Raw genomic sequence first — 26,458 nt, 5'->3', positions numbered from 1 at the left:
CGCGGAGCAAGGAGCACAGCACTCATGGGCCTGCGGGAACGAGTCAACCATCCCGAGGAGAACGGCCATCGGGGCGAGGACGGCCACATGGTCGCCTCGTACCGCGCCAAACTCCTGGAGGAGATCGACCTCGCGGAGATGAGCGCGCTGGCCGCCGCCGAGCGACGGGCCCGCCTGGAGCGGGTGCTCGGGCACATCATCAGCCGTGAGGGCCCGGTCCTCTCGACCGTCGAGCGCTCGCAGCTGATCCGCCGGGTCGTCGACGAGGCGCTCGGCCTCGGCATACTCGAACCGCTCCTCGAAGACGCGTCGATCACCGAGATCATGGTGAATGGCCCGGACGCGATCTTCGTCGAACGGGGCGGCCGCGTCGAGCAGTTGCCGCTCCGCTTCCCCTCCCACGACCAGCTGATGCAGACGATCGAGCGGATCGTGTCGACGGTCAACCGCCGCGTGGACGAGTCGAATCCGATGGTCGACGCGCGACTGCCGTCCGGCGAGCGCGTCAACGTCATCATCCCGCCGCTGTCGTTGACGGGCGCGACGCTCACGATCCGCCGCTTCCCGCGCTCCTTCACGCTCCAGGAGATGGTCGGCTTCGGCTCGCTGGACGAACACATGCTGTATCTCCTCGCGGGCCTGGTGCACGCGAAGTTCAACATCATCGTGTCCGGCGCCACCGGCACCGGGAAGACCACGCTCCTCAACGCGCTCTCCGGCCTGATCCCGGAGACCGAGCGCATCATCACCATCGAGGACTCCGCCGAACTCCAGCTCCAGCAGTCGCACGTGATCCGCCTGGAGGCACGCCCGCCGAACGTCGAGGGCAAGGGCCAGGTCACGATCCGCGACCTGGTGCGCAACTCGCTCCGCATGCGCCCCGACCGGATCGTCGTAGGAGAGGTCCGAGGCGGCGAATCCCTCGACATGCTCCAGGCGATGTCGACGGGCCACGACGGCTCCCTCGCCACCGTCCACGCCAACAGCGCGGAGGACGCGCTGATGCGCCTGAAGACCCTGGCGTCCATGTCCGAGGTGGAGATCCCCTTCGAAGCCCTCCACGACCAGATCAACAGCGCCATCGACGTCATCATCCAGCTCACCCGCTTCGCCGACGGCGCCCGCCGCATCACCGAGATCGCCCTCCTCGACAGCCACGGCAGCGAGCCGTACCGGCTGGCGACGGTGGCCCGCTTCAGCCCGCAGCCCATCTCCGCCGACGGCCGGGTCTATGGCACCTTCGAGTACTTCCCGCTCTCCCGCCGCACCGCCGACCGGCTCTACATGGCGAGCCAGCCCCTGCCGCAGGCCTTCGGCGTCGCCCACACCGCGGAACAGCTCGCCCTCAGAGAAGCCAGTAGGTAGGGACCGACCCCATGGATCTCCAGACGATCGTCACGCTCACCACCGGCGTCACCCTGCTGACCTGTGTCCTGGGTGTCGCCGGCGTGCACGCCTACGCCACGGGCAAGGCGCAGCGCGCGGCCCTGGTCGACCGCCTCTCCTCGACCGGTCAGATCCAGGTCGGCCGCGTCCGCCGCTTCCGCGACCTGGACCGCAGACTGCGCCGTACCCGGCTCGGCCGCCAGCTCGAACTGCGCCTGGCAGCAACGGGGTTGGACATGACGCCGGGCGAGTTCTTCGTCTACATGCTGGGCACGGTCGCGGCCCTCTGGCTGATCGGACAGGCCTCGCTCGCCCCCTTCTTCGGGCCGATAGCAGGCCTGTTGGGCATCGGGGTGGCGATCCAGTTCCTCAACTGGCAGCGCCAGAAGCGCATCGAGAAGTTCATCAACCAACTCCCCGAACTGGCCCGCATCATGGCCAACGCCACCCACGCGGGCCTGGCGCTGCGCACCTCGATCAGCATGGCGGCGGAGGAACTGGAGGCACCGGCGGGAGAGGAACTCGCCAAGGTGGCCAACCAGTTGGCGGTAGGGGCGTCCATGGACGACGCGCTGAGCGAACTGGCGGACCGCCTCCCGTCCCGCGAACTCGTCGTCCTCGTCACGACGTTGGTGCTCTCGAACCGGGCGGGCGGCCAGGTGGTCAGCGCCCTGCGCAACCTCACGGAGACCCTGGAGGAACGCAAGGAGACCCGCCGCGAGGTCCGCACCCAGCTCTCCCAGGTCAACATGACGTCGTACGCCGTTCCGGTGATGGGCGTGGGCGCCCTCTTCCTGATGAACGGCGTCAAACCCGGCGCCCTGGACCGGATGACGGGCTCCCCGATCGGCCAGGCCTGCGTGATCATCGCCTTCGGGCTGTACGCGGTCGGTTTCATCCTCATCCGCCGCCTGTCCCGCATCGACGTCTGAGGGGAGGAGAGCAGACATGGTGGCACTCGTCCTCGGACTGGTCATGGGCCTCAGCGTGTGGGGCGTCTTCGCCGGCATCCGCATGTACCGCGCCGACGCGAAACTCCCCAGCGACCTCGTCCTGGCCCTGGAGGTCGGCGCGACCCGCACCGGCGCGGTCGACTCCCTCATCGACCGCATGGGCATGCGCTACGCCCCGATGGTGCTGCGCCTGATGGGCCCGAAGCTGGTCGCCAAGTACCGCCGCAAGATAGACCTCGCGGGCAACCCCGGCGGCCTCACCATCGACCGCTACGCGGCCCGCCGGGCGGTCTACGGCTTCCTCGGCGGCTTCGGCGGCCTGCTGATGCTCCTGGAGGGGCACTACATCGTCGCCGTCATCCTGTTCGCCTTCGGCGCGTTCTGGACGGAGGTCGGCATCTGGTCGGCGATCCGCATCCGCAGGGACGTGATCGAACGGACCCTGCCGGACTTCCTCGACGTGCTCGCGGTGGTGGTGAGCGCGGGCCTGGGCTTCCGCCAGGCGCTCGACCGCGTCGCCTCGAAGTACGAGGGCCCGTGGGCGGACGAACTCCGCATCACCCTCCGCCAGATGGACCTCGGCATGAGCCGCCGCGCCGCCTTCACGGAACTCCGGCGACGCAACGACAGCGAGCAAGTCGCCATGTTCGTCACGGCGTTGCAGCAGGGGGAGGAACTGGGCGCGCCGATCGTCGACACCCTCGTCTCCCTGGCCAAGGACATGCGCCGCACGGACGCGCAGAACGCCCGCCGGAAGGCGGCCCGTGCGGTCCCCAAGGCCACCATGATGATCACCACGTTCATGGTCCCGGCCACGATGCTGCTCCTCGGCGCGGGCCTTCTCCTCGGCTCCGGCACGGACTTCAGCACGATCACCGGCAAGTAGGGACGGACGGGGGCGACTTGGACGATGGCGACGACGGACGAACGCGAACGTACGGGACTGCTACGACGCCGCCCCAAACCACCGGAGATCACGACACCACCGGCCGGGACGGTGCTGCCGGATCATGTGCGGTCGGGGGCGACGGACATTCCGGTGACGACGGTGACGCCGGCGTTGCCGGAGGGATGGGTACCGGTGCGGGCGAGGCTGTCGGGGGTACCGGCACCGCCGGAGCAGCCGGGTGTGGAACGGCTGGCCGCCGACGGCGGGGACACCCCACAGGGGCCACCCGCACCCGACGCCGACGACGAAGGCGAAACGGGTGGTGCGGGTGGGAGTCAAATCCCGGCCGAAGGCCGGGAAGTCGCCCTCCCCATCCAGATCAGCGCCCTACAGGCAATGTGCAGGCAGGTCTTCGGCTTCCGCCTGGCGATGATCGCCCTGGCCGCCCCCTCCGCCCTCGTGAACGCCACCCCCGGCGTAGCCACCCGCCTCGTTGGCGCAGCCGTAGTAGTCACGTTCATGGCCTCCTACGTCCTGTTCAGAGACTGGGAACGCTTCGGCCCCCTACTCCTACGCCACCCCTCCCTCCTGGCCGTGGACACCCTCTTCGGCTCCCTCCTCCTGATCTCGGCAGGGCCAACCAGCACGCTCGCCTACGTCAGCGTCTGCACCCCCCTCCTCGCCGGCATCGTCTACGGCTGGCGAGGCGCCGGCTGCTTCGCGAGCCTCCAGGCGGTGATCCTGGTGCTGGCGCAGACCGCCGCGGCGGACGCCCACAGGGTGGTGGCGCAGAGCTTCCTGCTCCCCGGCCTGTGCGTGATCGCCGGCGCGGTGGGAGTGACCCTGCGCAACCTGATGCTCCGCTTCGGCGAAGCCACCACCGCGTTGACGACGGTCCAGGCCCGGCTGGCCGTAACGGAGGCGGTGGGAGCGGAACGGGCGCGCCTGGCAAGGGAGTTGCACGACTCGGTGGCGAAGACCCTGCACGGTGTGGCCCTCGCGGCGGACGGCCTGGCGGGCTCGGCGGGCGCGGACCACATGAACCCGACCCTGATCCGACAGCAGGCGGAGCTGGTGGCCCGTTCGGCACGCAGGGCGGCCGCGGAATCCCGCGAACTCCTGGCGGACCTGCGGCGCGAGTCCAACCCGGCCGAGGGCACGGACGTACTGGTGGAACTGGCCGCCCGCACAAGGGACTTCAGCACCAGGACCGGCCTGCCCACGAGTTACCGCCCGACGGGCGAACACGGCGTACCGCCGGTCCCGCCCGCCGTGGCCCGCCAACTCCTCACCATCGCGACGGAAGCGATGGAGAACGCCCACCGCCACGCGACACCCACGAAGGTCGACGTGGAGGCCGGGGTCCACGACAGCCTCCTCCGCATCAGCGTCTACGACGACGGCCGCGGCCTGCCGCCCGGCACCACCCTCGAACAGCTGCGCAGGGCAGGCCACTTCGGCCTGGTCGGCATGGTCGAACGGGCCGCGTCGGTCGGCGCCCGCATCCGCATCGGCCGAGGCGGCCACGACGCGGGCACGGAGGTCCGCCTGGAACTCCCGCTGGGAGCCCTGACGACGTAGACCCATCCCCCACCCGTACAAACGACTTGAGAGACCTGAGAGACCTGAGAGGAGGCAGCCATGCCGGACCAGACGACGCCCCACCCCGGCGCTCCCCAGCCGCCACCGAACCCGTTCGCCAACTTCCCGCAACCGGCCCCGACTTCAGCCCTCCGGGTCGTCGTGGCCGACGACAACCCGGTGGTCCGGGCGGGCCTGACGGCCCTTTTGTCGGGCCGCGCGGACATCACGGTCGTGGCGGAGGCGGCGGACGGCCGGGAGGCGTACGAGGCGGCCCACTTCCACCGCCCCGACGTGGTCCTCCTGGACGTCCGCATGCCGGGCGTGGACGGCATCTCGGCGCTGCCGTACCTGGTGCGGATCGCACCGGTCGTGATGCTCACGTACAGCAGTGAGTCGGAGATCGTCCAGGAGGCGCTGCGGCGCGGGGCGGGCGGTTATCTGGTCCACGGCGAGTTCACGGCGGACGAACTGGTCGCCGCCGTAAGGGACATCAGGCAGGGCAGGGCCCATTTCACGCCATCGGCGGCGGGCGCACTGCTCGCACAGCTGCGACAGGAGCGGACGGGTCCCTACCTGCCCGAAGGTCTGGGCTCATACGACTCTCAACTAGGTGCTGCTGCAAACGGAACAATGCCTTCGGTGGCCCATCCCCAGCCGAATTCACCGCATGGCCTTTCGCAATTGCAACCATCTGTGAGACAGTCACCCTCGGACAGGTCACGGTTCCAACTGAGCGCGAGGGAGGCGGAGATCATGGACCACATCGCGTCCGGCATGACCAACCAGCAGATCGCCGCCACCTGCTTCATCTCCGAGAAGACCGTCAAGAACCACATCAACCGCATCTTCGCCAAGCTCCACAGCACCAGCCGCTCCGAGGCCGCGGCCAAGTGGCTTGGTACGGCGCCGGGTTCGGCCCGAGGGCTGGGGTGACCGGTGACGCGGCGACGGGGAACCCAACTGCCGGGCCGGTGGGCCCGGTTCGGCGACGGGCGGGCCCAGTGCGAAGCCCGGGACTCCGATTGGGCCCGATTTTGGGCCCTGGGGCCCTCTGGCGTACCCGTAGTTCGGGCATACCGTTCTCATGTCGAAAGCGGCACCGGCGACGAGGAAGCCGGGATCGAGTCTCTCGGAGGGGAACACCATGAGCAACTGGATCAACACCACCGTGACGTACCTTCAGGCCCGCGCCGCCCGCAGCGACAAGGGCCAGACCGCGGTGGAGTACCTGGGCATCATCGCTGTGGTGGTCGCGATCGTGCTGGCGATCACGGGAACGGACATCGGGCAGTCGATCTTCGACGCGATCACGACGAAGATCGGCGAGGTCACCGGCGGCTGATGCGGCCGCGTAGGTACAGCGACGCAGGGCAGGCCTTCCCCATCTACATCACGGTGGTGGCGGGTCTGCTCTTTCTCGCGTTCGCCTACGTCGCGGTCGGCCAGGCCGCAGTGAACCGGGGTGGCGCCCAGACGGCCGCGGACGCGGCAGCGCTCGCGGCGGCTCAGGACACCCGGGACCAACTTGCGGGCAAGTGGGTGGAGAACGTACTCGACCCGACCAAGTGGCAGGAGATCTTCGACGGCAACGTGGCGGGACTCGTCGACGGATGCGGGCGTGCCGATGAGCTCGCGGGGCAGAATGACGCCCACGTGACCGGCTGTTCACCGCCGACGGGGCTCCCCCTGCAGTACACGGTCGCCGTCGAGACGGACAAACCGGTCGGGGATTCGATCGTCCCCGGCACGGAGAGCACGTACTCGAAGACTCATGCCGTCGCCGTGATCGAGCCGCTCTGCACGTTCCAACTCCCCGGCGCGGACGCCGGAGATGACGTGCTGCCGAAGCTCACCTGCAAGGACAGGGACTGGGAACTCGACCCGACGGATCTCACCGATCTACCGGGACCCGAGGACCTCTTCGACGTCCATCTGGCCGACTGACAAGCGAACGACGAGTGATGAAGGAAGCAGAGTCATGAGCATTCGGTTCACTTCGACGGCCCGCAGGGGGACAGTCGCACTGGCTGTCGCGGCCGGTCTGGCCCTCGGTGTGGCCGGCTGCGGTAGTGGCGACGACAACAAGAAGCCGGACACTCCGGCATCGGCCTCCAAGAGCAGCGGATCCGATCCGAGCGCTCAGGAGGGGCAGTCGGACGAGCCCTTGGCCGAACTGAAAGGCTCGAACGGCCTGGTCCTGGACATCACTTCCGCCACTCGTGACTCGGGCGGCTTCATCACGGTGAACGGCAGTCTCAAGAACGACGGTGCCAACAGCATCGCGGTCCCGTCCGCGTTGAGCGGCAACGAGACCGAGATCATCAGGAACGGCAGGTCGTTGGGCGGCGCCACGCTCGTGGACTCCAAGGGCAAGAAGCGCTACTACGTACTGCGCGACACGGACGGCCGTCCGCTGACGACCACGGGCTTCTCGACCATCCGGTCTGGCGACGACCTGGCCGTTTTCATGCAGTTCCCGGCCCCGCCGACGACCACGACCGAGGTCTCCTTCGAGCTACCGACATTCTCCGTCGCCACGATCAAGATCTCCGGATGAGGCGGCCGTGACCACCACTCCCCGTCTCGCCCTGGTCGTGACCGCCGCTACGATCATGGTCGCCGCGAACATCGTCGGCGCGGTGGCGGCGCACGCCGACGACACCCCGAGCCCGAGCGTCCCACCGGGCACCGAGGCCTCGGCCTCCGCCCCGGTGCAGGTCGACCCGAACGACCCGGACCTGAAGCTCCCCGAAGGCGCGACGCTCGCCAACCCCAAGGTCCTGGACATCAAGTCGGTCGTGGAGGACCAGGGCGGTGAGGAACGCCGTGAGGACACCAACTCGGACGTGACCTTCGCCCTCCAGGCCGAGGTCCTCTTCAGCAAGGACAGTTCCAAGCTGAGCGCCGAGGCCAAGTCCCGTATCGACGCGATCGCCGAGGAGATCAAGAAGCAGAACGCGTCGACGGTCCGCGTCTTCGGGTTCACCGACAACCTCGGCTCGTCCGCGCACGGCGACATCCTCTCCAAGCAGCGCGCCGACGCCGTACAGGCCGTCCTGGACTCGGACCTGAACAACCCGAACATCACCTTCGAGGTACGCGGCTACGGCGAGCAGTACCCGATCGCCGACAACTCGACAGAGGCCGGCCGCAAGAAGAACCGCAGGGTCGAGGTGACGTTCCCGCGCACGGAGAGCTGACGTGGACGGCCGTCAGTCGGTGCTCTCGGTCTCGGCGGGGGCGTCGGCGGACGGCTTGTCAGCGCGGACGAAGGTGCCCTTGATGGGGACAGTGATGACAAGGCCTTGATCGCGAAGGTCCCGAACAGCCCGGCGGACGGTGTTGACGGCAACGCCGTATTGCTCAGCGAGGTCACGTTCGGCCGGAAGTCGCGCTCCCTCGGGCAAACGCCCAGAGCGGATCTGCTCGGCGATGTGATGCACGACCTGTAGATACACGTAGACGTGACTCGTCGGGTCGGGTCTCCACTCGCGGTCATCAACCATGCCTGCAAGCTAAGGCGCCTCGTAGCGGCCTACCACATGCGGGTGCAACCGTATGCTTCCTATTGCTACCTAACGCGTCCTAAGGCAAAATGCACGAGACAGCACAGACCCCGGCGGCCTGGCAGGGCCCCGGGGCATGGCCAACCTGAAGGAAGCAGGTCGACATGCACGATCTTATCCGCCGTCTCGCCGCGTGGCTGAGCCACCTGCTCGCCCCCGGCACGGGGAGCCATCGCGCCGGAGCTCACCCCGCAGCCGTACCCGCCCATCGTGAACGCTCGCCCTTCTCCCTTCCCGCCCACCGCTCCCCCTACGGTCTCGACCTCCCCCTCGACGCCACCGAAGCCGGTCTGGTCCGCCCCTATCTCGTCTCCCACGAGCGGGAACTCGTCCGTCGGCGGTGTCGGCGCCTCGCGCGCGTGGTGGCCGCAGATTTCGGGATCGAACTGGACCGGTATCCGGCCGGTGCGACGGAGGTGGCAGCGTGATGAGGTCGTTGAAGAAGGGGGAGTTGAAGGAACCGGGGGAATCGGTGGGCACTGTCACGCCCCTCCGTCTGCTGCCGTGGCCGTCGCCGGAGGGTAAGCCCTGCTATCTGTCGACCGACAGCGAGGGCGGGTACCTGTCGCGCCTCGCGGACGAGATGGAGGCCGTACAACTCGGCCTGGCCGCCGACGTGTTGGGCGGTGCCGGGAAGGTGCTGGACGACCCCATGTCCCCGTACACCGAGGTGCGATACGTGGCCATCCGGCTTGCCGAGTGCCTGACCGACGCCGTACGCGTAGCCGAGTCGCGTGGCGCACGCCTGGGCCCGCCGGACTCGGAGGCCGACGACCGCGGGGATGGGCGTCTTCGAAGTTGAGGGGTGCGCGGGGATGCCTCGTGCCAAGGGGGTGAGGCGCGAAAGTGTGACACTTCTCGCCGAAGTGTCACACTTCCACGGGGAAGGGCCCCTCCAGCAGGCACCGGCAAAGACACCCGCACCGCTCAAGTTGGAAGTCCCCCTTTGGTGAGGATGCGGCCTGAACGACCGGGCCGGGCGGGACTCGATCGGTGGGGATGACGCCAGGCCGACTGCTGAGGCTGATGACCTCACAGCTTGCCTAAGACCACTCCCCGCCAGGTCCAGCCGGACTTGGGGACGGTGTCGCGCAGCGGCTCGCGCATCTGGGCGCTGTCGAAACGGAAGGTCTCCGTCGTCTCCAGGCGACCGCCGGCCCCACGTCCGACGGTCCACTGGCGGCTGACGATCCGGCTCGGCCCTCGCGCGTACTCCGACGTCACCTGAAGTCTCGTCGGAGTGCCGACCCGGCTGAGCTCCCACTGCTCCTCAAGAGCGCGCACCTCGTGTTCCTTGTGGTCCAACCGCATCCGGATCCGCACGGCGTGACTGACCTCGGACCGGACGAAGACCTGCTGGTGGACAGCGCGCGTACACCGCCGATTAACTGCACCGAGACGCCTGAACGCCGCTTTTGGTTGTGCACGAATTTCATACCGATGTAATCACGAGTGCGTTCCAAGTGGCCGCCGACAACGAACCAATCGGGCTGTTTCGTCGTGCACCGGACTTGGTCAATTCCAGGATGGCCATGAGAAGCTCATTCGCTGGTACTTCCACAGGTGACGCGAACATCCCTGAATGCGATATCACCTCAACTGCGGGCATCCCGGCCCAGGTTACCCACCACATAGCCGGGATGCCGCGCAGTGGAACACGACAGGAGTGGAATCTGTGCGTTCCCTGTACGTGATACGGCGATTAGCGGCCGTGTCCTTCGCGGTGCTTGTTCTCCTGGGCCTGACCACTCAGGCTTCGGTGGCCGACAGCCCCGGACCGACGGGTTCCGTCGTCGCGACCCGCAGTGACGGTGTCGCGGTCCGGCTGGCGGCGGGCGCCGACAGCGCCACCGCCGAGGCCGCCGCGTCGAACCCGCAGGCCGTCGCCGCCGCTTCGACGGTGTGCGGCGGGAGTTACAACACCCTGGCCTACATCGACGCCTCCCTGCCCGGCGACACGGGAGCGGTCAGCGGCAGCATGGCCGCCTACGTCGGCGGCGGGTACCTCTGCGTCGTCTTCTACAACCAGACGCCTGGCGGCGCCAACTGGATGTATCTGCAGGCCTGTCCGGGGACCACGTCCAGCTCTGCCTGCGGCTACGACTCCGGCACCTTCAGCTCGTATGCCGGCCCTGTGTACATAACGACCGGCTCCGGTGGCTGCTTCACCGTGGCGTATCTGCTGGAGACCGAGGCCGAAACCGGCTATCTCGTCAACGGCAAGGAAAGCTACAGCTGCTAGCACCAGCCGCACTGACATGAGGCGTAAGGCGATCTCGTTTCAAGCGGTCGAACGGCCACAGTGAACGTGCGGCTCACGCCTCTTCTTTTGTCGCCCACCGCAGAAGCGACCACAGGAGAAGTGGACTCATGGCTGACGAATTAGTGGAGCGCGCGCAGAGATTCGTGAACGAAACGTACGGCAGTGTTATCGGCATGACGGTCGACGAGGACGGCAAGACCGGCTGGAACACGATGTACGCCCTCACCCGGGCGCTCCAGTACGAGCTGGGAATCACCGCACTGTCCGACACCTTCGGTCCCACCACCCTGAGCACGCTCACGTCGAAGTACCCGAAACTGAACGCCTCGACGGTCCCTTCCGCCAACTTCTGCCGGATCATCCAGTCAGGCCTCTACTGCAAGGGCTACGACGGCGGTGAGATCGACGGCACCTACAACTCGCGCGTCGAGGCCGCCGTGACGAACCTGAAATCCGACATGGGTGTGGCCGGCGTCTACACCGGAAGCGACGTGACGCCGAAGGTGTTCAAGGCGTTGCTCAACATGGACCCCTATGTGCTGGTGGACTACGGGGACAGCGCGGGCAGCGCCGGTATCCGTTCGATCCAGCAGTGGCTGAACGGGCGCTACGTCAACCGCGCGGACTTCTTCATCATCCCCTGCGACGGCCACCACTCCCGAGATGTCGCGAAGTCCATGCTGTACGCGATCCAGTACGAGACCGGCCTGGCGGACGGAGTGGCCAACGGGGTCTTCGGCCCGGCGACCCAGGCGGGCATCAAGGCCCACACCCTCACGGTGGGAAGCTCCGGTGCCTGGGTGTCCCTCTATTCGGCCGCCCTGATCCTCAACCAGCGCACCGGCACCGTGTTCTCCAGCTCGTACACCTCCGCGCTGGCGGCGGAGACGACGAGTTTTCAGGCCTACGTCGGACTTCCCCAGACCGCGAACGCCGACTTCCCCACCTGGGCGTCCCTGCTGGTCTCCTACGGTGACCAGTCCCGTCCCGGCACCGCCTGCGACTGCGTCACCACCGTCACCGCGGAGAGGGCGGCGGCCCTCAAAGCGGCCGGCTACAAGTACGTCGGGCGCTATCTGTCCAACGTTCCCAACACCACCCTGGACAAGGTGATCAAGCCCGGCGAACTGGCGACCATCGCCGACGCCGGACTGAGCTGCTTCCCGATCTACCAGACGTGGGGCGGCAGCAACGCGTACTTCAACTACCCCCAGGGGACGTACGACGCCTATGACGCGATCGAGTGGGCCAAGTACCACGGCTTCAAGGACGGAACCCGCATCTACTTCGCCGTCGACTACGACGCGCTCGACGCCGACGTGACCGACTACGTCCTTCCGCACTTCCGTGGGATCTACCGGGTGATCCAGGAGAACTCCCGGTACCTGGTCGGCATCTACGGTCCGCGGAACGTGTGTTCACGGGCCATGGTGGCGGGTTACGCCGACGCCAGCTTCGTCTCGGACATGTCGAGCGGTTTCTCGGGGAACCTGGGATATCCCCTGTCCAACAACTGGGCCTTCGACCAGATCGCCACCGTCGCCGTCGGGTCGGGAACCGGCTCCATCGAGATCGACAAGAACGTCGCGTCCGGCCGGGACGTGGGCCAGAACACCTTCGACCCCGGCTCGTACACCGACGGGCTGGACACCGAGTTCGACGACACCTACCGCGACGCCATGCTGCAGGAAGTGCGCGGTTACCTGGAATCCATCGGGGTCCCCGAAACCGGCGGAGACGGTTGGACCGACAGCGACTGGGCGACCCTGGGCGGAATATCCAACAGCGAGGCGTTCGATCTGGTCGTCGGCGCGGACTGGCTCTTCACCTCGCTCGCCCGCCAGCTCAAACTGCGCAAGGCGCTGATCCAGGCCCCGGTGCTCTGGGAGCTGCGCAAGTTCAACCCGTTGGACCCCGTCGCGGATCTCGCCGTACAGAACGGCCTGAAGGACGACTGCAGCACCGGGTGGGGACAGATCTTCGGCTGGGTCGCCATCGAGGCTCGGAACTACTGCGTTCAGCAGGGAATCATCAACGGCACGCTGCTGGTGCCGGGGACGGCGGGCAACCTGACCGACGTGTGGACCCAACTACACGATGATCCGGTGTACAACGTGAAGACGGCCGCCTACCTGACGATCTACAACGCGTACCAGATCGGCCTCTCCCGGCCCGGCCTGGACACGAGCGACGCCGATTCCCAGGCGATCCTGGCGCGCTACAACGGAACCAACGACGCCGCCCAGGAGTACGGCAGACAGGTCGGCGGCCTTTACCAGGTACTGGAGAAGTACTACAAGATCGTGCGAAATCCATGAACTCCCGCACTGCTCCCGAGACTTCCGCCCGAGCACCTTCGGCCCGCCGGACGTGGACGGCCCCCGTCGTCGTCAATCTCGTACTGGGGATCGTCGCCGTGATCCCCGTCTGGGCCCTCGTGCTGTTCGCGGTGAACTACCCCCTCGCGGGCCTGGGAATCACGCACAGGGAACCCACGGAGAACGACGGCATGCTGCCCTGGCTGCTGGTGCTGGTACCGATGTGGGCGGCGTTCCTGGGGCTGTGGATTCCGGTCAACCTCGCGATGCGCCGAAAGCGGGACGCCCTCAAACGGCGTTACTGGACCGTCAGTTCACTGCTGGTCCTCCTTCCGACGGTGGCGTTGATGTTCTTCATCGAGAACAAGTGAAACGAAAGGGAGATGCAGCGGGATGGCTCACATCACGAGACGCACGGCGGTAAAGAGCACGACAGTTCTGGGCCTGGCCGGTTTCACCGGCGGGCTCCTGACGGCGGCTCCCGCCGCCGCCGAGGAAACCGCCCCTGACGCCGAGGACACCGAGCGACCCACCTCCCTCAACGGATGGGAGCTGATGGAGAAGACCAACGACGTCTCAACGGTGTGGACGCGCCCGGTCCCCGGCACGGGATGTTCCATCGACGTCTGCGTCGGTGACGTGGAAGCGGTCCTGGTCCACGTGATCCGCCGCTTCCACTACGAGGTCGACGAGTTGCGCAAGGGCGACGTCATCGGCTGGCGAGCCCCGAGCGAGGTCAACAAGGAGCTCACCGAGTCCAACCAGGCCTCGGGCACGGCCGTACAGATCCGCCCGGGCTCCTATCCGGCCGGGTCGAGGGGCGGGTTCTTCTCCCCCCAGCTCCTGGTGATCCGCGACATCCTGGCCGAACTCGACGGCGTGGTCCGATGGGGTGGCGACGACAGCCGGCCGGACGAGTCGCTGTTCTCCATCGACGTGAAGCCCGCGGACACAAGGCTCACCGCGGTCGTCGAGAAGATCCGTGTCTGGAAGGACACCCCGGGCAAGGGCGCCGGCACCCCGGTCGACGTCCTGGCTTCCGGGAGGCGGAAGGCCGCGAAGGCACTTGAGAGCCGCCAGCGGGGGACGGCGGCCTGAGCCCGAGCCGACAGGGCCCTCACGAGGCGTCGCTCTCGCCGAGGTGACGAAAGGAAGGGCTCGAAGCCGCACCGCACTCGCTCGTGCGGCTTCGAGCGCCTTCGGCTGCCGACGACATCGTTTCGGTCCGAGCCCACCAGGAGTCTGGGTACCGATCTCGGTACCGATTACTGATCTGGGTACCGATTTGGGTCCACGGGCCCATCTCGGGCGTCGATCCCCTCCCTAACCTCTGGAAGCTCAGGTGGTGTTGAGCGATATCGGGGGACGGAGGAAACATGGCCTCGATCGGGGGAGTCGGTGGGCAAGGTGCGTTGAGCGGGCGTCAGGAGATGCCCGTGCCGCTCGCCACCGCGCTGGTGTTGGTGCACGCCCTCTTTGCCATCACCCTCCTCGGCGGGCTCGGCTTCCTGATGACCGCCGGGGCGTACGACGCGCTCGACGGACAGGTGATCGCCCTCGTCGCGTACGCCGCCGCACCCGGTGTCCTCGGCTGGTGGCTCGCGCGGCGGAGCTGGGAGGGCGGGACCCGCGTCCGGCGTGGACTCGTCGCCGTACAGGGCTGGTTGATCCTCGGCGGGGTAGTCAACCTCGTCTCCGGGTCCGCCCGCGGGGGGCTGCAACTGCTCCTCCCGATCCTCATCCTGTTCTTCCTGTCCCGCCCCGAAAGCCGTCAGTGGTACGGGCTCGCCGAACTGGACCGCGTGGAGCGCCGGCCGTTCTCCCTGTCCCGGCTGATCCGTTGGCGCCGGGACGAGGGGCAGACGGCGGTCGAGTACGCCGGGTTCATCGCCATCGTCGCCGCCATCATCACCGCTCTGCTCGTCAGCGGCCTCGGTACCCAGATCTTCACCGGCATCCAGTCGGAGGTCTGCAAGGTCACCGGCATGGCCTGCCCCGCTTCGACGGGCGGCGACGCGGACACAGCCGGCGGTGACAACAACGGCAACAACAACGGCAATGGCAACGGCGGGACTTCAGGCGGCACCGACATCACAGGAGGCACCGGCACTGGCACCGGCACAACCACCACCACCGCCCCGGACCAGACCGACGACAAGAAGCCCGCCCCCGCCGACGACAAGGACGACAAGAAAGACGACGAGGGCTGCTTCTCAGGCGTCGGCGCCTTCTTCGGCTGCGCCGGCAACCAGGTCAAACAAGTCGGCCAGGGCCTCTTCGTCGACGGCGTCTGGGGCGACCTCACCGGCATCTACGACATGGTCCGCCACCCGATGGACACCCTGAAGGGCATCGGCGACTACGGCAAACAGCTCGGCGACGACTGGTCGAAGAACTCCAAGGACGCCGGCAAGAAGTGGTCCGACGGCGACTACGGCGGCGCCCTGTGGGACTGGGCCGGTGCTTCCGTCAAGACCGGTGGCACGGTTCTCTACGACGTGTTCATCGGCGACGACGTCGCCAAGGACTGGAACAACGGCGACAAGACCCGCGCCGTCACCCATGTCCTCTGGAACGTCGGTTCCCTCTTCATCCCGGGCTACGACGGCGCGAAGATCGTCGAGAAGGTCGGCGACCTCGGCAAGATCGGCAAGCTGGGCAAACTCGGCGAACTCGCGGAGAAGGCGGCCAAGGCCGCGGAGGACGCGAAGAAGGCGGCCAAGGCCGGTGACGTCGAGGGTGCCGAGAAGGCGGCGAAAGAGGCCGACGACGCGGCGGACGAGGCCGAGAAGAAGGCCCGCGACTCCGGCTGCACGATCGGCGCCCCGGCGCGCCGGATCCCGTACGACGGCAGCGGTGGTCCCGCGCTCGGCGGCACCGGTACCGGCACCACGGTCCTTGCCGCGGGCGCGTCCTCCCCGTACGTCTTCCTGGCCGAGGACGGCTGCGACGAGGACGCCAAGAAGGAGGCCGAGGAGGCCCGCAAGCAGGAGCGGGAGGCCTACCTGGCCGAGAAGCGAGCGGAGGAGCCGGGACGCGCGGCGAAGGCCGCGGCGGCCAAGAAGGAGTACCCCGACCCCAAGCACGGCGACACCTCGGATCCGCGCAACTACAACCCGCCGGACTGGGCCGCGGACCTGAAGAACCACCCGCTCGGCTCCGCCGACAACAGCGACGGCTTCTGGGCGAGCCGTGACCGCAACCCCGTGCCCAACTGGAAGAACGAGTCGTGGCTCCGCTACCAGGAGCAGGTCACCGGCACGGTCCGCGGCGAGGAGTACGTGGTCCCGTACCCCAAGAAGGGCGTGCCCGACGTCGAGTTCGACGGCTGGGACGCGGGCAGGCAGACGTATCTGGAGGCCAAGAACGGTTACGAGGGCTACCTCTCCAAGTCCAGCAAGGGGGAGCTGACCCCGTCCGCGAAGGCCGAGTTCGCCACCGAGGCGCGGCGGCAGGTGGCGGCCGCGGGCGGCAAGGCCGTCGAATGGCACTTCTCCAACCCGGACGTGGCCAAGGCGGCCAGGCGGGCGTTCCGGGACGAGGGCCTCGACATCAAGGTCGTCTACGAGAAGCAGAAGCCGGTCGGCGGAACACGGAAGCCGGGGGCGTTCGGCTAGCTCGACTAGGGTGACGGCGGACAGCAGCCGGACCTGCTACGACACCCGCACACGCACGCGCGACCAGGGACTACGTACGACAGAGACGGAGACGGAGAATGCGACGTCTGGTGAGGGGTTTCTGGGGCCCCAGGGAGGAATCGGTCGAGGAACTGGCCGGCCGCTGGAAGGCGACACTCGATCAGGTCACCCGGCTCCTTCCGCACGCCGCTCTCCCCGCGGAGTGGATGGTGGTCTCCACGCCGGCCTCGTCGGTTCCGTCGGACGAGGGCAGCCTGCGCGCCGCCCTCCAGGAGGCCCGGGCCGCGGACGACTGGGCGAAGGGGACCGGCACCGCTCTCAGGCTCACCGCCACGGGCGCGCCTGGCTGGACGGTCGAGGTGAGCGGACTGGCAGGCGGCGACTCCGGGTTCCTGCTCCAGTCACTGGTGATCGGCATCCACTCACCCGAGGACACCGAGCTGCCCGGCACCCAACTCCTCGCCGCCGTCGCCGAGTTCTGGCAGCCCGACTTCGGCGACGTGACCGACGACGACGTACTGGACGCGCTGGAGGACGAGGCGGAGTACGGCGTCGGCGAACCGTGCGTGGGCCGGGCCGGCTATCTCTCCCCGGCCCGTGCCGAGTTGGTGCCGGACGACCTGACCGCGCCCCGAACCGCCGTCCCCGGCGCGGGCGTTGTGCTCGACATCGCGGCGGACGGCGAGGTTGACACCGTGGTGCGCGCCTTCGAACGGCTGCGGGAGACCGGAGCGCTACGGCCCCTGCCGCGCCCCATGGACCGGGCCACGCTGTGACCGCACCCGGCCGGGAACTCCCGGACCTCGACGCGCTGCTCACCGGGCCCGTCCCGGCGACCGGGCCGACCGTGAGCGAGGGCGATCCGGCCACGGGGGAGTGGACCGCGACCCGGGGCGCGGGCTTCGTGATCGCCCCGCTGTGGAAGGGCAGACCGCTCACCGGTGCGTACGCACCCGAGTGGAACGAGGCGGAGGAAGTGGCCGAGACCCGACTGGCCGCCCTCGTCCGCCAGTTGGACGACCGATACGGACCGCACCGCCAAGTCGCCATGCACGTGCCGCTCTTCCGCAAGATCGCGGGAGAGCCGATGCCCGCACTCTTCCAGGCGCTGTGCGACGAGGACCTGCTGGGCGACCTGACGGTCTGGGGACCACTGCCGACCGGCCGCCCGGAAACCCCTGCCCGCCAACTGGCCGTCTCCCTCAGCCAGTCCGACGGCGACGCCCCCATGATCCTGTGCGCCGTCGTCTCCGACCACCCGATCACCGAGCTCGGGGAAGACGGGTGAACCGTCGTGCCGCACAGCGATCCGTGGCACGACCCGACCCCGGACGGGCGCCGGACACGGGAGGCACTGGCCCACACCGAGGCGAACGATGGAGCCGCCCTGGACGCGCCGGCGCGAGCCTCGGCCGACTCGACGCTCGCGGACTCGGCCGCCGGAGCCGCGAGGCCCTCGCCCGGCTGGCGGCGGGCGGGACACTGCCAACATGACCCCCTGGAACCGCGCGGCGGACATCTTGCAGCTGTGCCACGGCGTGCGCCGCCGGAAGCGGGACCACGGACGCCGCCGGAAAGCGGGTGACAGATGAGCATCCTCCTCGCGAACCTCTTCGTCGTGACGGAGCCGCGACCCGCCGAACTCCGCCACGCCTTGGCGGACTTGCTGTGGCTGCCCGACGAGGGCGTCGACGTGGCGCACCAGGACGAGGACCAGGAAGGCCGTGACTGGGAGGCCCCGGTGCTCTGCACCTACTGCCCGCTGCCGCCGGGCAACCTGGCGCTCTCCCTCGACATCAGCGTCACCGAATCCGCCGCCGGCGACCTCACGGAGGCGGACCTCGCTCGCGGTATCGCGGCCAGGACGGGGAGTTCGGTCCTCCATCCCGCGGAGTCCTTCCCACCGAGCGCGTACTGGGCGGCGGTCCCCGACGGACGCGTGGTCAGGTGCAGCATCGAGCCGATCGAGACGGGGTACGGCGCGGACGCGGCCCTCTACCCGTATCGGGTGTACGGGGTGGCGGAACAGGTACCGGACCTGCCCCTTCCCCCTACCCCGTCTCCACCGACACCTCCACCCGAACCCCCGCCTCCACCCCCCACCCCGCCATGACCCCCGCCCCCGCCTCCAGCACATGCCGGGACCGAAGCCGTGGCAGCCCCAGTCGCCCCGGCTTCATCGTGTGGACGGCGACGACCTTCAAGTCCCGGTCCAGGTAAGCCACATCGATCGGGAAGCGCATCCGGAACGTGTGGACGCTGCTCGCCGGTGAGAGCAGCATCGCGCCGTCGATCGTGTCCCGGCCGAGCAGCCCCTTCGTGCGCGCCCGGTACGAGGTCGCCAGCTCCAGCGGGACGGTGACCGTCCCCGCCGCCCCCGGCACGATCAGCTTCCCCCGACCGTCACTCCAGCGTCGTCCCATGCCAGGTCACCTTCCTGCGCCACTTCGGAACCGGTGTCAACCGAGTCAACCGACCGTATCCACCCGGGAGTAGGCCCCACATGGGCCCACGGACCCATGCCCCGACCGCCGCCCACTCGATATCGTCCCCGCGTGCGCCTGATTCTGATCGTCGTGGGTGCCCTGTGGGGCGCGTGGTCGGGCCTCCTGCTGCCCCGCGCCGCCCACCGCCTCTCCGTGGACCCCGAGGAACCCTGGAAGGGGCAGTGCCCCGACGGCCACCCGATCACGGGCCCGTTCGACGGCTGGCTCGGCCGGGCCCACTGCACGCCTGACACCAGCGGCGCGCAGCCCGTCACCACCGCCTGCGGCCCCTACGGCCCCCGCACCCCCGCCGTATCCACCGCGACCGCCCTCATCTGCGCGGCCCTCGCCGCGGCCACCGGCCCCCGCCCCGAACTCGTCGTCTGGCTGCTCGCCGCCCCCGTCGCCGTCCTCCTCGCGCTGGTCGATCTCCGGGTCCACCGCCTCCCCGACATCCTCACCCTCCCGCTCGCCGCGGCCACCCTCGCCCTCCTCGGCATCGCGGCCGCGCTCCCCGCCGACGCCGGTTCCTGGCCCACCGCCCTCTACGGCGGTCTCGCCCTCGGGGCCACCTACGAGGTCCTGTACCTCATCAACCCCTCCGGCATGGGTTTCGGCGACGTGAAACTCGCCCTCGGCCTCGGCACGGCCCTCGGCTGGTACGGCTGGCCGGTGCTCGTCACGGGCGCCTTCGCGGGGGTGCTGTACGGCGCGGTCTACGGCCTCGGCATGGTCGCCCTGCGCCGGGCGGGCCGTAAGACGGCGATCCCGTTGGGGCCGTTCATGCTCGGGGGAGCGTTCACCGGTGTGGTGCTGGGAGCGTTCGCGGTCGCGTGAGACGGTGGTGGACCCGGCGCCGGGCGGGGCCGACCACGAACGAGGCGGTGCACCCATGCGGAAGATCAGCCTGATGATGTCCGTGTCCCTCGACGGCTACATGGAGGGCCCCGACCACGACATCGACTGGCACATGGTCGACGAGGAACTCCACCAGCACATGAACGACACCCTCAAACACATGGGTGCCTTCGTCGACGGCCGTGTCACCCACGAACTGATGGCGGACTACTGGCCCACCGCCGACGCGGACCCCGAAGCCCCCGCCGTCATCGCCGAGTTCGCCCGCATCTGGCGGGACATGCCGAAGATCGTGTACTCGCGGACCCTGCCCAGCGGCCCCGCCGACTGGAACACCACCATCGTGCCCGAGGTCGTCCCCGAGGAGGTGCTGGCCCTCAAGGAACAGCCCGGCGGCGACCTGGGCCTCGGCGGCGCCGACCTCGCCGCGACCTTCCTCCGCCTCGGCCTCGTCGACGAGATCAAGGTGTACGTCAACCCGATCGTCCTCGGCCGCGGCAAGCCGATGTTCCCCGTCTCCGACACCCGCACCCCGCTCCGCCTCACCGAGACCCACGCCTTCGGCAACGGGGTCGTGCTCCTGCGCTACGAGCGCGCCGACCTCAACTCCAGCCACTCGTAAAGCTGTTGCCCGCGGCACTCTCCCCAGGTAGGAAGAACCCATGACCGGACTCGGCGCTGTGTTCCGTCCCCAGCTTCCCCCCGAGCGACTGCGGGCGGTGGTCCAACTGGCCGACGCCTCCGGGCTCGAAGAGCTCTGGCTGTGGGAGGACTGCTTCCGGGAGGGCGGGATTTCGGCCGCCGCCGCCGCGCTCGCGTGGAGCGAGCAAGTGCGCGTCGGCGTCGGCCTGTTGCCGGTGCCGTTGCGGAACGTCGCCATCACCGCGATGGAAGTCGCCACGCTGGACCGGCTGTTCCCGGGGCGCGCGATCCTCGGCGTCGGGCACGGCGTACAGGACTGGATGGGACAGGTCGGCGCCCGCGTCGAGTCCCCGGTGACCCTGCTGCGCGAGCATCTCGACGCGCTGCGCGCCCTGTTGCGCGGGGAGCGCCTCACGACCGACGGGCGGTACGTCAAGCTCGACGACGTCGCCCTCGACTGGCCGCCGGCCGGTCCCGTCGAGATCCTCGCCGGAGCCACCGGACCGCGTACCCTCCGCCTCTCCGGTGCGGCCGCCGACGGCACGATCCTCACCGCGAGCACCCCACCGGACGGTGTACGCCGGGCCCGTCGACTCATCGACGAGGGACGGGAGTCGGCCGGCCGCACCGAGCCGCACAAGGTCGTCGTCTATCTCCTCACCGCCACCGGTCCCGACGCCGCAGCCCGCCTGCGCGCCGAACTCGCCGACGACGGCGTGGAGTCGGTCCCCGACCTCGGTGTCGCCGGGGACGCGGGCACCGTCGCGAAGGCAGTCCAGCGCCTCGCGGAGGCCGGCGCCGACACGGTGATCCTCCAGCCCACCGGCGACGAACCCGACCCGGAGGGCTTCGTACGCTTCGCGGCGGAGGAGGTCAGGGCGCTGGTCCCCTGAACACCGGCCCTCGGCCCCGGAACTACGCCTCCCCGGTCCCCGGAACTACGCCTCCGTCGGCCGATGATCCCCGGCCGCCCCGTCGATCAACTCCCGCACGATGTCCATGTGCCCCGCGTGTCTCGCCGTCTCCTCGATCAGATCGACCAGCACCCAGCGCAGGGACACGGAATGCTTGCGCCACGGCGGCCGGCCGACCGCGTCCAGCGGCAGCTCGGCGATGGTGCGGTCGGCGGCGGCGCGGGCACGGCCGTAGAAGGCGACGATCTGCTCGGTCGTCTCGTCCGGGCCCGCGGCCATGTCGTCGCCCTTGTACGCGTCGAACCACAGCGGCTCCACCTCGCGGCCGTAACTCTCCACGAAATAGCCGTACTCCACCGACGCCAGATGCTTCACCAGCCCGAGCAGACTCGTGCCCGAGGGCGTCATCGGCCGTCTGGCCTGCTCCTCGTCCAGGCCGTCCAGCTTCCACAGCACCGCGTCCCGGACCCGGTCCAGGCTCGCGTGCAGCGTCGCCTTCTCGTCGCCGTGGTACGGCAGTCCCGTATCCCCGTGGTCCGTACCCGCGTCTCCGTCGTTGGCCATGCTTCGAAAATTAGCAGCGCCCACTGACAACGCCCTGCGACCATCGCCCCATGGACAACAGCGGGAGCAGCACGAGCGGTACGGGCAGCTTCGAGGACCTCGTCGCGGAAGGGCTCGCCGTCCCCACCGAGGGCTGGGACTTCTCCTGGTTCGAGGGCCGGGCCACCGAGGCGCGTCCTTCGTGGGAGTACGCGCGTTCCGCCGGTGACCGGCTCTCCCGCGCGACCACCGCCCTGGACGTCCAGACCGGAGGAGGGGAGGTCTTCGACTTCGCGCTGAGCCGGGCCGCCGCCCAGCCCCCGATGCTCGTCGCCGCCACCGAGGGCTGGCCGCCGAACGTGGCCAAGGCCACCGAACTGCTCCGCTCGCGCGGTGTCGTGGTGGTCGCCGCGCCCGAGGACGCCCCGCTGCCCTTCGCCGACGGCGCCTTCGACCTCGTCCTGAGCCGCCACCCGGTCCGCGCCCACTGGCCGGAGATCGCCCGCGTCCTGCGCCCCGGCGGCACGTACTTCGCCCAACACGTCGGCCCCCGCAGTGCCTTCGAACTCGTCGAGCACTTCGTCGGCCCCCAGCCGGAGTCCGTGAGCGGCGCCCGTGACCCCGAACGCGAACGGGCCGGCGCCGAGGCGGCGGGGCTGGAGATCGTCGGTCTGCGCGCCGAGCGGCTGCGCATGGAGTTCTACGACATCGCGGCCGTCGTCCACTTCCTCCGCAAGGTGATCTGGATGGTCCCCGACTTCACGGTCGAGGCCTACGAGCCCCAACTCCGCGCCCTGCACGAGCGGATCGAGGCCGAGGGCCCGTTCGTGGCGCACAGCACCCGCCACCTCTTCGACATCCGCAAGCCGCACGCGTGACCGCCCGGTCTCCCGGCGCCGCGCGCCATTTGGCGAAATCCCGCGTGCCCGTGTGGCCGTAGTCCCGCGGTAGTGGCCGTACGAGTGTCAGCCCCGTCCCGCCCCTCCTCACCATGTGCCGGTCTCGCTCAGCGTGTCCGGGAAGCGGACACCGCCACGCCCGGCCGGGGACCACGTCACCTCACGTTCCCCATACGTACACGGGTTTTCCACATCGTTATCGAGATCGACTCGCATCCCGCCCGCCCCCTCACGTAAGTTCAGACCAAGGTAATTCGCGTGAGCAAAGCCGCGCGGTCGGCACCGTGCGGTGGAGGGGGCCGCGCGGTGCCCTGCCCCGTCAAGTGGGCGTTCGCTGACGGCGTCACCCCTGAGGGCGACATGCCGGGGGGTGGCGGAAAACCTCCACGTTCTCCTTGGAATCCGCTGTGAATCGGCCATGATCAGGGCCGGAATCCGGGGTTCCACACCCCTTGGCGCGTCGTCGGCCGGTTTCGGAGAGTAGTTGTGGCACGCCGATGCACGCAGCATCACTTACGAAGGGTTATGGTGGAAACCCCCCCTCGGGCCGGTCCGTATCCCCCCCACGGACCGGCCCGATTTTTTGTGCCGTGCGGCGACCGTCCTCACATCGGTCGGGTCCGACCTTCGTGCCGAACCGGGATGAGCCCAGACACCCCTTGGGGGAACAGGGCTCCGGCGGGGGTAGGCTTCGACGCCGGGGACTGCCATCCACGGAGGGGCTGACAACACGTGAACGTGCGCGACACCCTGCGCCGCCTGCTGGTCAGGTTCTACGCACGCAGGGTGGGAGGCCATCTCGACCACGCTCAGGTGCCCAAGCATGTCGGCGTCATCATGGACGGCAACCGGCGCTGGGCGAAGGCCGCGGGTTCCACCACCGTCCAGGGCCACCAGGCCGGCGGCGACAAGATCGAGGAGTTCCTCGGCTGGTGCAGCGAGACGGACGTCGAGGTCGTGACGCTCTGGCTGCTGTCGACGGACAACTTCGACCGCCCTCAAGAGGAACTCGGCCCGCTGCTCGGCATCATCGAGAACGTCGTCAGTTCGCTTGCCGCGGACGGCCGTTGGCGTGTGCACCACGTCGGCACCCTCGACCTGCTGCCGCCCGGGATGCAGTCCGTCCTCAAGGAGGCGGAGGAGTCCACCGCGCACGTCGACGGGATACTCGTCAACTGCGCCATCGGCTACGGCGGCCGCCAGGAGATCGCCGACGCGGTCCGCTCGATGATCCTGGACGCCGCCGACAAGGGCACCTCCATGGAGGAACTCGCCGAGCACGTGGACGTCGACCTCATCGGCAAGCACCTCTATACGGGTGCCCAGCCCGACCCCGATCTGGTGATCCGGACGAGCGGCGAACAGCGGCTGTCCGGATTCATGCTCTGGCAGACGGCCCACTCCGAGTACTACTTCTGTGAGGTCTTCTGGCCGGCCTTCCGCAAGGTCGACTTCCTGCGCGCGATGCGTGACTACGCGGCGCGACACCGGCGCTACGGCGGATGAAGACGCCGCTACGGCGCGTGATGGACCGTAGCGGAGAACGATCGGGCCGCTACGGCGAATGACGGACAGAACCCCGGTACCACCCTCCTTGGGACGTAAGTAACAAGGAGTTCACTTGGGCGCCGTCATATGCCGTGGCATGGCGGCGCATGTTCGAGGGCATAAGCCAAGCAGGTCGACGCCCGAACCACGGGTGTCGTATCTCAGCGGACGGCACGGGGCCGTCCGCCCGGGAGGCCCTTTGCACCAGTTCGACCGTGCGGTCAGTACGGGCGAGACGGAGGGCCGGTTCTCGGCCCGCGCATCGCGGCCTGGACCGGTCCAGCTCCTCTCCGTCGCTCCCCGACCTCTTCCGAGGGGGTACGTCCTTCCGTGGTGACCAGCACAAAGCGCCGTTTGCCTGACCGGCGCACTTATGTCATCGACACCAGCGTTCTGCTGGCCGACCCGAACGCGCTGAACCGCTTCGACGAGCACGAAGTCGTGCTGCCGATCGTCGTGGTCACAGAGCTGGAGGCCAAGCGGCACCATCCCGAACTCGGGTACTTCGCCCGGCAGGCCCTGCGCCTGCTGGACGAGTTCCGCGTCCGGCACGGTCGCCTCGACGCCCCCATCCCGATCGGGGAACTCGGCGGCACCGTCAGGGTCGAGCTCAACCACTCGGACCCCAGCGTGCTGCCCAGCGGCTACCGCCTGGGGGACAACGACTCCCGCATCCTCGCGGTCGCCCGCAACCTGCAGGCCGAGGGGTACGACGTCACCGTCGTGTCGAAGGACCTTCCGCTCAGGATCAAGGCATCCTCCGTCGGACTCCTCGCCGAGGAGTACCGCGCGGAACTCGCCATCACGGGCTCCTCCGGCTGGACCGGAATGTCCGAACTGACCCTGCCGGGCGAACAGGTGGACATCCTCTTCGAGGAGGGCCACGTCTACGTCCCGGAAGCGGCCGACTTCCCCGTCCACACCGGTCTCACGATCCAGTCCGAGCGCGGCAAGGCGCTCGGCCGGGTCACGGCCGACGGCAACGTCCGCCTCGTGCGCGGCGACCGGGAGGCGTTCGGCATCAAGGGCCGCAGCGCGGAACAGCGCATCGCGCTGGATCTGCTGCTCGACCCGGACATCGGGATCCTGTCCATGGGAGGCCGGGCCGGCACCGGCAAGTCCGCGCTCGCGCTCTGCGCGGGCCTGGAGGCGGTCCTGGAGCGCCGCCAGCACAAGAAGGTGATGGTCTTCCGGCCGCTGTACGCGGTGGGCGGACAGGAGTTGGGCTATCTGCCCGGCTCCGAGGCCGACAAGATGGGCCCCTGGGCCCAGGCGGTCTTCGACACGCTGTCCGCGGTCACCAGCCGCGAGGTCATCGAGGAGGTCACCGCCCGCGGGATGCTCGAAGTCCTGCCGCTCACCCACATCCGCGGCCGCTCGCTGCACGACGCGTTCGTGATCGTGGACGAGGCGCAGTCCCTGGAGCGGAACGTCCTGCTGACGGTCCTGTCCCGGATCGGCGCCAACTCGCGGGTGGTCCTCACCCACGACGTGGCCCAGCGGGACAACCTCAGGGTCGGCCGCTACGACGGTGTCGTCGCCGTGGTGGAGAAGCTGAAGGGCCACCCGCTCTTCGCGCATGTGACCCTCACGAGGTCCGAGAGGTCCCAGATCGCGGCGCTTGTGACCGAAATGCTGGAGGACGGCCAAATCTGAGGTAATACAGGCCAGTTGGCGCCGTCCCGCCAAGCCGATGAGCTTAGCGGGGCGGCGCTTCGGCGTCTCGCTGTTTCTCCAAATCCCGTGGGGCAAACGGGATGTGAGCTTTCACACGCAACTCAGAATTGCCACCCGGCGTCCGGTTACGGCAGAGTCTCATTCCTGTCAGGCCCCGCATACGACACACGTGTACCCCCAGCGGTACGCACCACAGAGGCATCACAGCTAACTCCACAGCGACGTCGTATGCCGCCCGCTCTTCACGCGGCGCTCCCCGAGCGGGAGTTGCCCATCGGGCCCGTGCCTCCCGTG

29 protein-coding genes are annotated in these 26,458 nt (G+C 68.8%); 25 read left to right on the top strand and 4 right to left on the bottom strand.

Annotation, left to right across the window (positions count from 1 at the left end; genetic code table 11):
- The first annotated feature begins 24 nt into the window (after positions 1-24).
- The 9 genes from ACGFY9_RS36790 (at position 25) to ACGFY9_RS36750 (ending at position 8,012) form a co-directional block, all read left to right on the top strand.
- Positions 25-1,365 carry a CpaF family protein gene (locus ACGFY9_RS36790; protein ID WP_033285200.1) on the top strand — a complete coding sequence of 447 codons (1,341 nt, stop codon included), beginning with the start codon at positions 25-27 and terminating at the stop codon, positions 1,363-1,365.
- 11 nt (positions 1,366-1,376) lie between these two features.
- A complete protein-coding gene (locus tag ACGFY9_RS36785) occupies positions 1,377-2,318 on the top strand; it encodes a type II secretion system F family protein (protein WP_393761580.1) in 942 nt (313 codons plus the stop codon).
- A 16-nt stretch (positions 2,319-2,334) separates the two neighbouring features.
- Complete coding sequence (locus tag ACGFY9_RS36780; RefSeq protein WP_393761578.1) at positions 2,335-3,225, top strand: DUF5936 domain-containing protein; 891 nt, start codon at positions 2,335-2,337, stop codon at positions 3,223-3,225.
- Between the two features lie 24 nt (positions 3,226-3,249).
- Positions 3,250-4,809: a histidine kinase gene (locus ACGFY9_RS36775; RefSeq protein ID WP_393761576.1), complete on the top strand. Its 1,560-nt coding sequence runs from the start codon at positions 3,250-3,252 to the stop codon at positions 4,807-4,809.
- 60 nt (positions 4,810-4,869) lie between these two features.
- Positions 4,870-5,745, top strand: coding sequence for a response regulator (locus ACGFY9_RS36770; RefSeq protein ID WP_393761574.1), 876 nt, complete (start codon positions 4,870-4,872; stop codon positions 5,743-5,745).
- Between the two features lie 211 nt (positions 5,746-5,956).
- The gene (locus ACGFY9_RS36765) at positions 5,957-6,154 is read left to right on the top strand and encodes a hypothetical protein (RefSeq protein WP_329349594.1); all 198 of its coding nucleotides are present in this window, start codon (positions 5,957-5,959) and stop codon (positions 6,152-6,154) included.
- Positions 6,154-6,756, top strand: coding sequence for a pilus assembly protein TadG-related protein (locus ACGFY9_RS36760; RefSeq protein WP_393761572.1), 603 nt, complete (start codon positions 6,154-6,156; stop codon positions 6,754-6,756). Before ACGFY9_RS36765 ends, ACGFY9_RS36760 begins: the two co-directional genes overlap by 1 nt.
- A gap of 34 nt (positions 6,757-6,790) precedes the next feature.
- A complete protein-coding gene (locus ACGFY9_RS36755; RefSeq protein ID WP_393761570.1) occupies positions 6,791-7,369 on the top strand; it encodes a hypothetical protein in 579 nt (192 codons plus the stop codon).
- 55 nt (positions 7,370-7,424) lie between these two features.
- Complete coding sequence (locus ACGFY9_RS36750; protein WP_393761898.1) at positions 7,425-8,012, top strand: OmpA family protein; 588 nt, start codon at positions 7,425-7,427, stop codon at positions 8,010-8,012.
- Positions 8,013-8,024: 12 nt separating this feature from the next.
- Here the strand turns inward: ACGFY9_RS36750 and ACGFY9_RS36745 are convergent, their stop codons facing one another.
- Positions 8,025-8,318, bottom strand: a complete 294-nt coding sequence (locus tag ACGFY9_RS36745) for a GntR family transcriptional regulator (protein WP_393761568.1) — start codon at positions 8,316-8,318, stop codon at positions 8,025-8,027.
- Between the two features lie 164 nt (positions 8,319-8,482).
- Between ACGFY9_RS36745 and ACGFY9_RS36740 the strand changes: the two genes are divergently transcribed.
- Together ACGFY9_RS36740 and ACGFY9_RS36735 are read left to right on the top strand one after the other, a co-directional pair.
- Positions 8,483-8,806: a hypothetical protein gene (locus ACGFY9_RS36740; protein WP_393761566.1), complete on the top strand. Its 324-nt coding sequence runs from the start codon at positions 8,483-8,485 to the stop codon at positions 8,804-8,806.
- Positions 8,806-9,180, top strand: coding sequence for a hypothetical protein (locus ACGFY9_RS36735; protein WP_393761564.1), 375 nt, complete (start codon positions 8,806-8,808; stop codon positions 9,178-9,180). Before ACGFY9_RS36740 ends, ACGFY9_RS36735 begins: the two co-directional genes overlap by 1 nt.
- Positions 9,181-9,410: 230 nt before the next feature.
- On the opposite strand, the gene ACGFY9_RS36730 is transcribed toward ACGFY9_RS36735, so the two are convergent.
- A complete protein-coding gene (locus ACGFY9_RS36730; RefSeq protein WP_393761562.1) occupies positions 9,411-9,662 on the bottom strand; it encodes a hypothetical protein in 252 nt (83 codons plus the stop codon).
- 475 nt (positions 9,663-10,137) lie between these two features.
- Between ACGFY9_RS36730 and ACGFY9_RS36725 the strand changes: the two genes are divergently transcribed.
- The 8 genes from ACGFY9_RS36725 to ACGFY9_RS36690 all read left to right on the top strand — a co-directional run bounded on the left by ACGFY9_RS36725 (position 10,138) and on the right by ACGFY9_RS36690 (position 18,710).
- On the top strand, positions 10,138-10,620 hold the full coding sequence (locus ACGFY9_RS36725) for a hypothetical protein (protein ID WP_393761561.1): 483 nt from the start codon (positions 10,138-10,140) through the stop codon (positions 10,618-10,620).
- A gap of 128 nt (positions 10,621-10,748) precedes the next feature.
- Positions 10,749-12,959 (top strand): glycoside hydrolase domain-containing protein, encoded by a 2,211-nt coding sequence (locus tag ACGFY9_RS36720; RefSeq protein WP_393761559.1) that lies wholly within the window; start codon positions 10,749-10,751, stop codon positions 12,957-12,959.
- Positions 12,956-13,330, top strand: a complete 375-nt coding sequence (locus ACGFY9_RS36715; RefSeq protein ID WP_393761557.1) for a hypothetical protein — start codon at positions 12,956-12,958, stop codon at positions 13,328-13,330. Before ACGFY9_RS36720 ends, ACGFY9_RS36715 begins: the two co-directional genes overlap by 4 nt.
- Before the next feature lie 22 nt (positions 13,331-13,352).
- Positions 13,353-14,057 (top strand): hypothetical protein, encoded by a 705-nt coding sequence (locus ACGFY9_RS36710; RefSeq protein ID WP_393761555.1) that lies wholly within the window; start codon positions 13,353-13,355, stop codon positions 14,055-14,057.
- Positions 14,058-14,335: 278 nt separating this feature from the next.
- Positions 14,336-16,576, top strand: a complete 2,241-nt coding sequence (locus tag ACGFY9_RS36705; protein WP_393761553.1) for a Tox-REase-5 domain-containing protein — start codon at positions 14,336-14,338, stop codon at positions 16,574-16,576.
- A 98-nt stretch (positions 16,577-16,674) separates the two neighbouring features.
- Positions 16,675-17,373 carry a hypothetical protein gene (locus ACGFY9_RS36700; protein ID WP_393761551.1) on the top strand — a complete coding sequence of 233 codons (699 nt, stop codon included), beginning with the start codon at positions 16,675-16,677 and terminating at the stop codon, positions 17,371-17,373.
- Complete coding sequence (locus tag ACGFY9_RS36695) at positions 17,370-17,885, top strand: hypothetical protein (RefSeq protein WP_393761549.1); 516 nt, start codon at positions 17,370-17,372, stop codon at positions 17,883-17,885. The genes ACGFY9_RS36700 and ACGFY9_RS36695 overlap by 4 nt, the downstream gene beginning before the upstream one ends.
- 300 nt (positions 17,886-18,185) lie before the next feature.
- Positions 18,186-18,710, top strand: coding sequence for a hypothetical protein (locus ACGFY9_RS36690; RefSeq protein WP_393761547.1), 525 nt, complete (start codon positions 18,186-18,188; stop codon positions 18,708-18,710).
- On the opposite strand, the gene ACGFY9_RS36685 is transcribed toward ACGFY9_RS36690, so the two are convergent.
- On the bottom strand, positions 18,649-19,020 hold the full coding sequence (locus tag ACGFY9_RS36685) for a DUF192 domain-containing protein (RefSeq protein WP_393761545.1): 372 nt from the start codon (positions 19,018-19,020) through the stop codon (positions 18,649-18,651). The two genes, ACGFY9_RS36690 and ACGFY9_RS36685, sit on opposite strands and share 62 nt — an antisense overlap.
- 132 nt (positions 19,021-19,152) lie before the next feature.
- On the opposite strand from ACGFY9_RS36685, the gene ACGFY9_RS36680 reads away from it, so the two are divergent.
- From ACGFY9_RS36680 to ACGFY9_RS36670, 3 genes are read left to right on the top strand one after another with little or no spacing between them, the layout of a single operon-like run.
- Positions 19,153-19,920 carry a prepilin peptidase gene (locus tag ACGFY9_RS36680; protein ID WP_393761543.1) on the top strand — a complete coding sequence of 256 codons (768 nt, stop codon included), beginning with the start codon at positions 19,153-19,155 and terminating at the stop codon, positions 19,918-19,920.
- 55 nt (positions 19,921-19,975) lie between these two features.
- Positions 19,976-20,563: a dihydrofolate reductase family protein gene (locus ACGFY9_RS36675; protein ID WP_393761541.1), complete on the top strand. Its 588-nt coding sequence runs from the start codon at positions 19,976-19,978 to the stop codon at positions 20,561-20,563.
- Positions 20,564-20,603: 40 nt separating this feature from the next.
- Positions 20,604-21,476 carry an LLM class flavin-dependent oxidoreductase gene (locus ACGFY9_RS36670; RefSeq protein ID WP_393761539.1) on the top strand — a complete coding sequence of 291 codons (873 nt, stop codon included), beginning with the start codon at positions 20,604-20,606 and terminating at the stop codon, positions 21,474-21,476.
- A gap of 45 nt (positions 21,477-21,521) precedes the next feature.
- Here the strand turns inward: ACGFY9_RS36670 and ACGFY9_RS36665 are convergent, their stop codons facing one another.
- On the bottom strand, positions 21,522-22,061 hold the full coding sequence (locus ACGFY9_RS36665; RefSeq protein WP_393761537.1) for a DinB family protein: 540 nt from the start codon (positions 22,059-22,061) through the stop codon (positions 21,522-21,524).
- A 50-nt stretch (positions 22,062-22,111) separates the two neighbouring features.
- Here ACGFY9_RS36665 and ACGFY9_RS36660 point away from each other — a divergent pair, with 50 nt between their 5' ends.
- From ACGFY9_RS36660 to ACGFY9_RS36650, 3 genes are all read left to right on the top strand, one after another.
- Positions 22,112-22,918, top strand: coding sequence for a class I SAM-dependent methyltransferase (locus ACGFY9_RS36660; RefSeq protein ID WP_393761535.1), 807 nt, complete (start codon positions 22,112-22,114; stop codon positions 22,916-22,918).
- 753 nt (positions 22,919-23,671) lie between these two features.
- A complete protein-coding gene (locus ACGFY9_RS36655) occupies positions 23,672-24,445 on the top strand; it encodes an isoprenyl transferase (RefSeq protein WP_393761533.1) in 774 nt (257 codons plus the stop codon).
- Positions 24,446-24,817: 372 nt separating this feature from the next.
- The gene (locus ACGFY9_RS36650) at positions 24,818-26,143 is read left to right on the top strand and encodes a PhoH family protein (protein WP_393761532.1); all 1,326 of its coding nucleotides are present in this window, start codon (positions 24,818-24,820) and stop codon (positions 26,141-26,143) included.
- Positions 26,144-26,458: the final 315 nt, after the last annotated feature.

Origin of the sequence: Streptomyces sp. NPDC048504, from assembly GCF_043200035.1 — a bacterium.
Lineage (GTDB): Bacteria > Actinomycetota > Actinomycetes > Streptomycetales > Streptomycetaceae > Streptomyces.
Note: the sequence above shows the minus strand (reverse complement) of the source record. Positions and strands in the feature narration are given on the sequence as shown.

What these genes read in the sequence shown, in the direction of transcription:
- ACGFY9_RS36775 (WP_393761576.1), top strand. Translation starts at nt 3,250, where the DNA reads ATGGCGACGACGGACGAACGCGAACGTACGGGACTGCTACGACGCCGC.
- ACGFY9_RS36765 (WP_329349594.1), top strand. Translation starts at nt 5,957, where the DNA reads ATGAGCAACTGGATCAACACCACCGTGACGTACCTTCAGGCCCGCGCC.
- ACGFY9_RS36770 (WP_393761574.1), top strand. Translation starts at nt 4,870, where the DNA reads ATGCCGGACCAGACGACGCCCCACCCCGGCGCTCCCCAGCCGCCACCG.
- ACGFY9_RS36755 (WP_393761570.1), top strand. Translation starts at nt 6,791, where the DNA reads ATGAGCATTCGGTTCACTTCGACGGCCCGCAGGGGGACAGTCGCACTG.
- ACGFY9_RS36790 (WP_033285200.1), top strand. Translation starts at nt 25, where the DNA reads ATGGGCCTGCGGGAACGAGTCAACCATCCCGAGGAGAACGGCCATCGG.
- ACGFY9_RS36700 (WP_393761551.1), top strand. Translation starts at nt 16,675, where the DNA reads ATGCGACGTCTGGTGAGGGGTTTCTGGGGCCCCAGGGAGGAATCGGTC.
- ACGFY9_RS36760 (WP_393761572.1), top strand. Translation starts at nt 6,154, where the DNA reads ATGCGGCCGCGTAGGTACAGCGACGCAGGGCAGGCCTTCCCCATCTAC.
- ACGFY9_RS36780 (WP_393761578.1), top strand. Translation starts at nt 2,335, where the DNA reads ATGGTGGCACTCGTCCTCGGACTGGTCATGGGCCTCAGCGTGTGGGGC.
- ACGFY9_RS36685 (WP_393761545.1), bottom strand. Translation starts at nt 19,020, where the DNA reads ATGGGACGACGCTGGAGTGACGGTCGGGGGAAGCTGATCGTGCCGGGG.
- ACGFY9_RS36750 (WP_393761898.1), top strand. Translation starts at nt 7,425, where the DNA reads ATGGTCGCCGCGAACATCGTCGGCGCGGTGGCGGCGCACGCCGACGAC.
- ACGFY9_RS36710 (WP_393761555.1), top strand. Translation starts at nt 13,353, where the DNA reads ATGGCTCACATCACGAGACGCACGGCGGTAAAGAGCACGACAGTTCTG.
- ACGFY9_RS36665 (WP_393761537.1), bottom strand. Translation starts at nt 22,061, where the DNA reads ATGGCCAACGACGGAGACGCGGGTACGGACCACGGGGATACGGGACTG.
- ACGFY9_RS36735 (WP_393761564.1), top strand. Translation starts at nt 8,806, where the DNA reads ATGAGGTCGTTGAAGAAGGGGGAGTTGAAGGAACCGGGGGAATCGGTG.
- ACGFY9_RS36740 (WP_393761566.1), top strand. Translation starts at nt 8,483, where the DNA reads ATGCACGATCTTATCCGCCGTCTCGCCGCGTGGCTGAGCCACCTGCTC.
- ACGFY9_RS36745 (WP_393761568.1), bottom strand. Translation starts at nt 8,318, where the DNA reads ATGGTTGATGACCGCGAGTGGAGACCCGACCCGACGAGTCACGTCTAC.
- ACGFY9_RS36715 (WP_393761557.1), top strand. Translation starts at nt 12,956, where the DNA reads ATGAACTCCCGCACTGCTCCCGAGACTTCCGCCCGAGCACCTTCGGCC.
- ACGFY9_RS36720 (WP_393761559.1), top strand. Translation starts at nt 10,749, where the DNA reads ATGGCTGACGAATTAGTGGAGCGCGCGCAGAGATTCGTGAACGAAACG.
- ACGFY9_RS36670 (WP_393761539.1), top strand. Translation starts at nt 20,604, where the DNA reads ATGACCGGACTCGGCGCTGTGTTCCGTCCCCAGCTTCCCCCCGAGCGA.
- ACGFY9_RS36785 (WP_393761580.1), top strand. Translation starts at nt 1,377, where the DNA reads ATGGATCTCCAGACGATCGTCACGCTCACCACCGGCGTCACCCTGCTG.
- ACGFY9_RS36690 (WP_393761547.1), top strand. Translation starts at nt 18,186, where the DNA reads ATGAGCATCCTCCTCGCGAACCTCTTCGTCGTGACGGAGCCGCGACCC.
- ACGFY9_RS36660 (WP_393761535.1), top strand. Translation starts at nt 22,112, where the DNA reads ATGGACAACAGCGGGAGCAGCACGAGCGGTACGGGCAGCTTCGAGGAC.
- ACGFY9_RS36705 (WP_393761553.1), top strand. Translation starts at nt 14,336, where the DNA reads ATGGCCTCGATCGGGGGAGTCGGTGGGCAAGGTGCGTTGAGCGGGCGT.
- ACGFY9_RS36675 (WP_393761541.1), top strand. Translation starts at nt 19,976, where the DNA reads ATGCGGAAGATCAGCCTGATGATGTCCGTGTCCCTCGACGGCTACATG.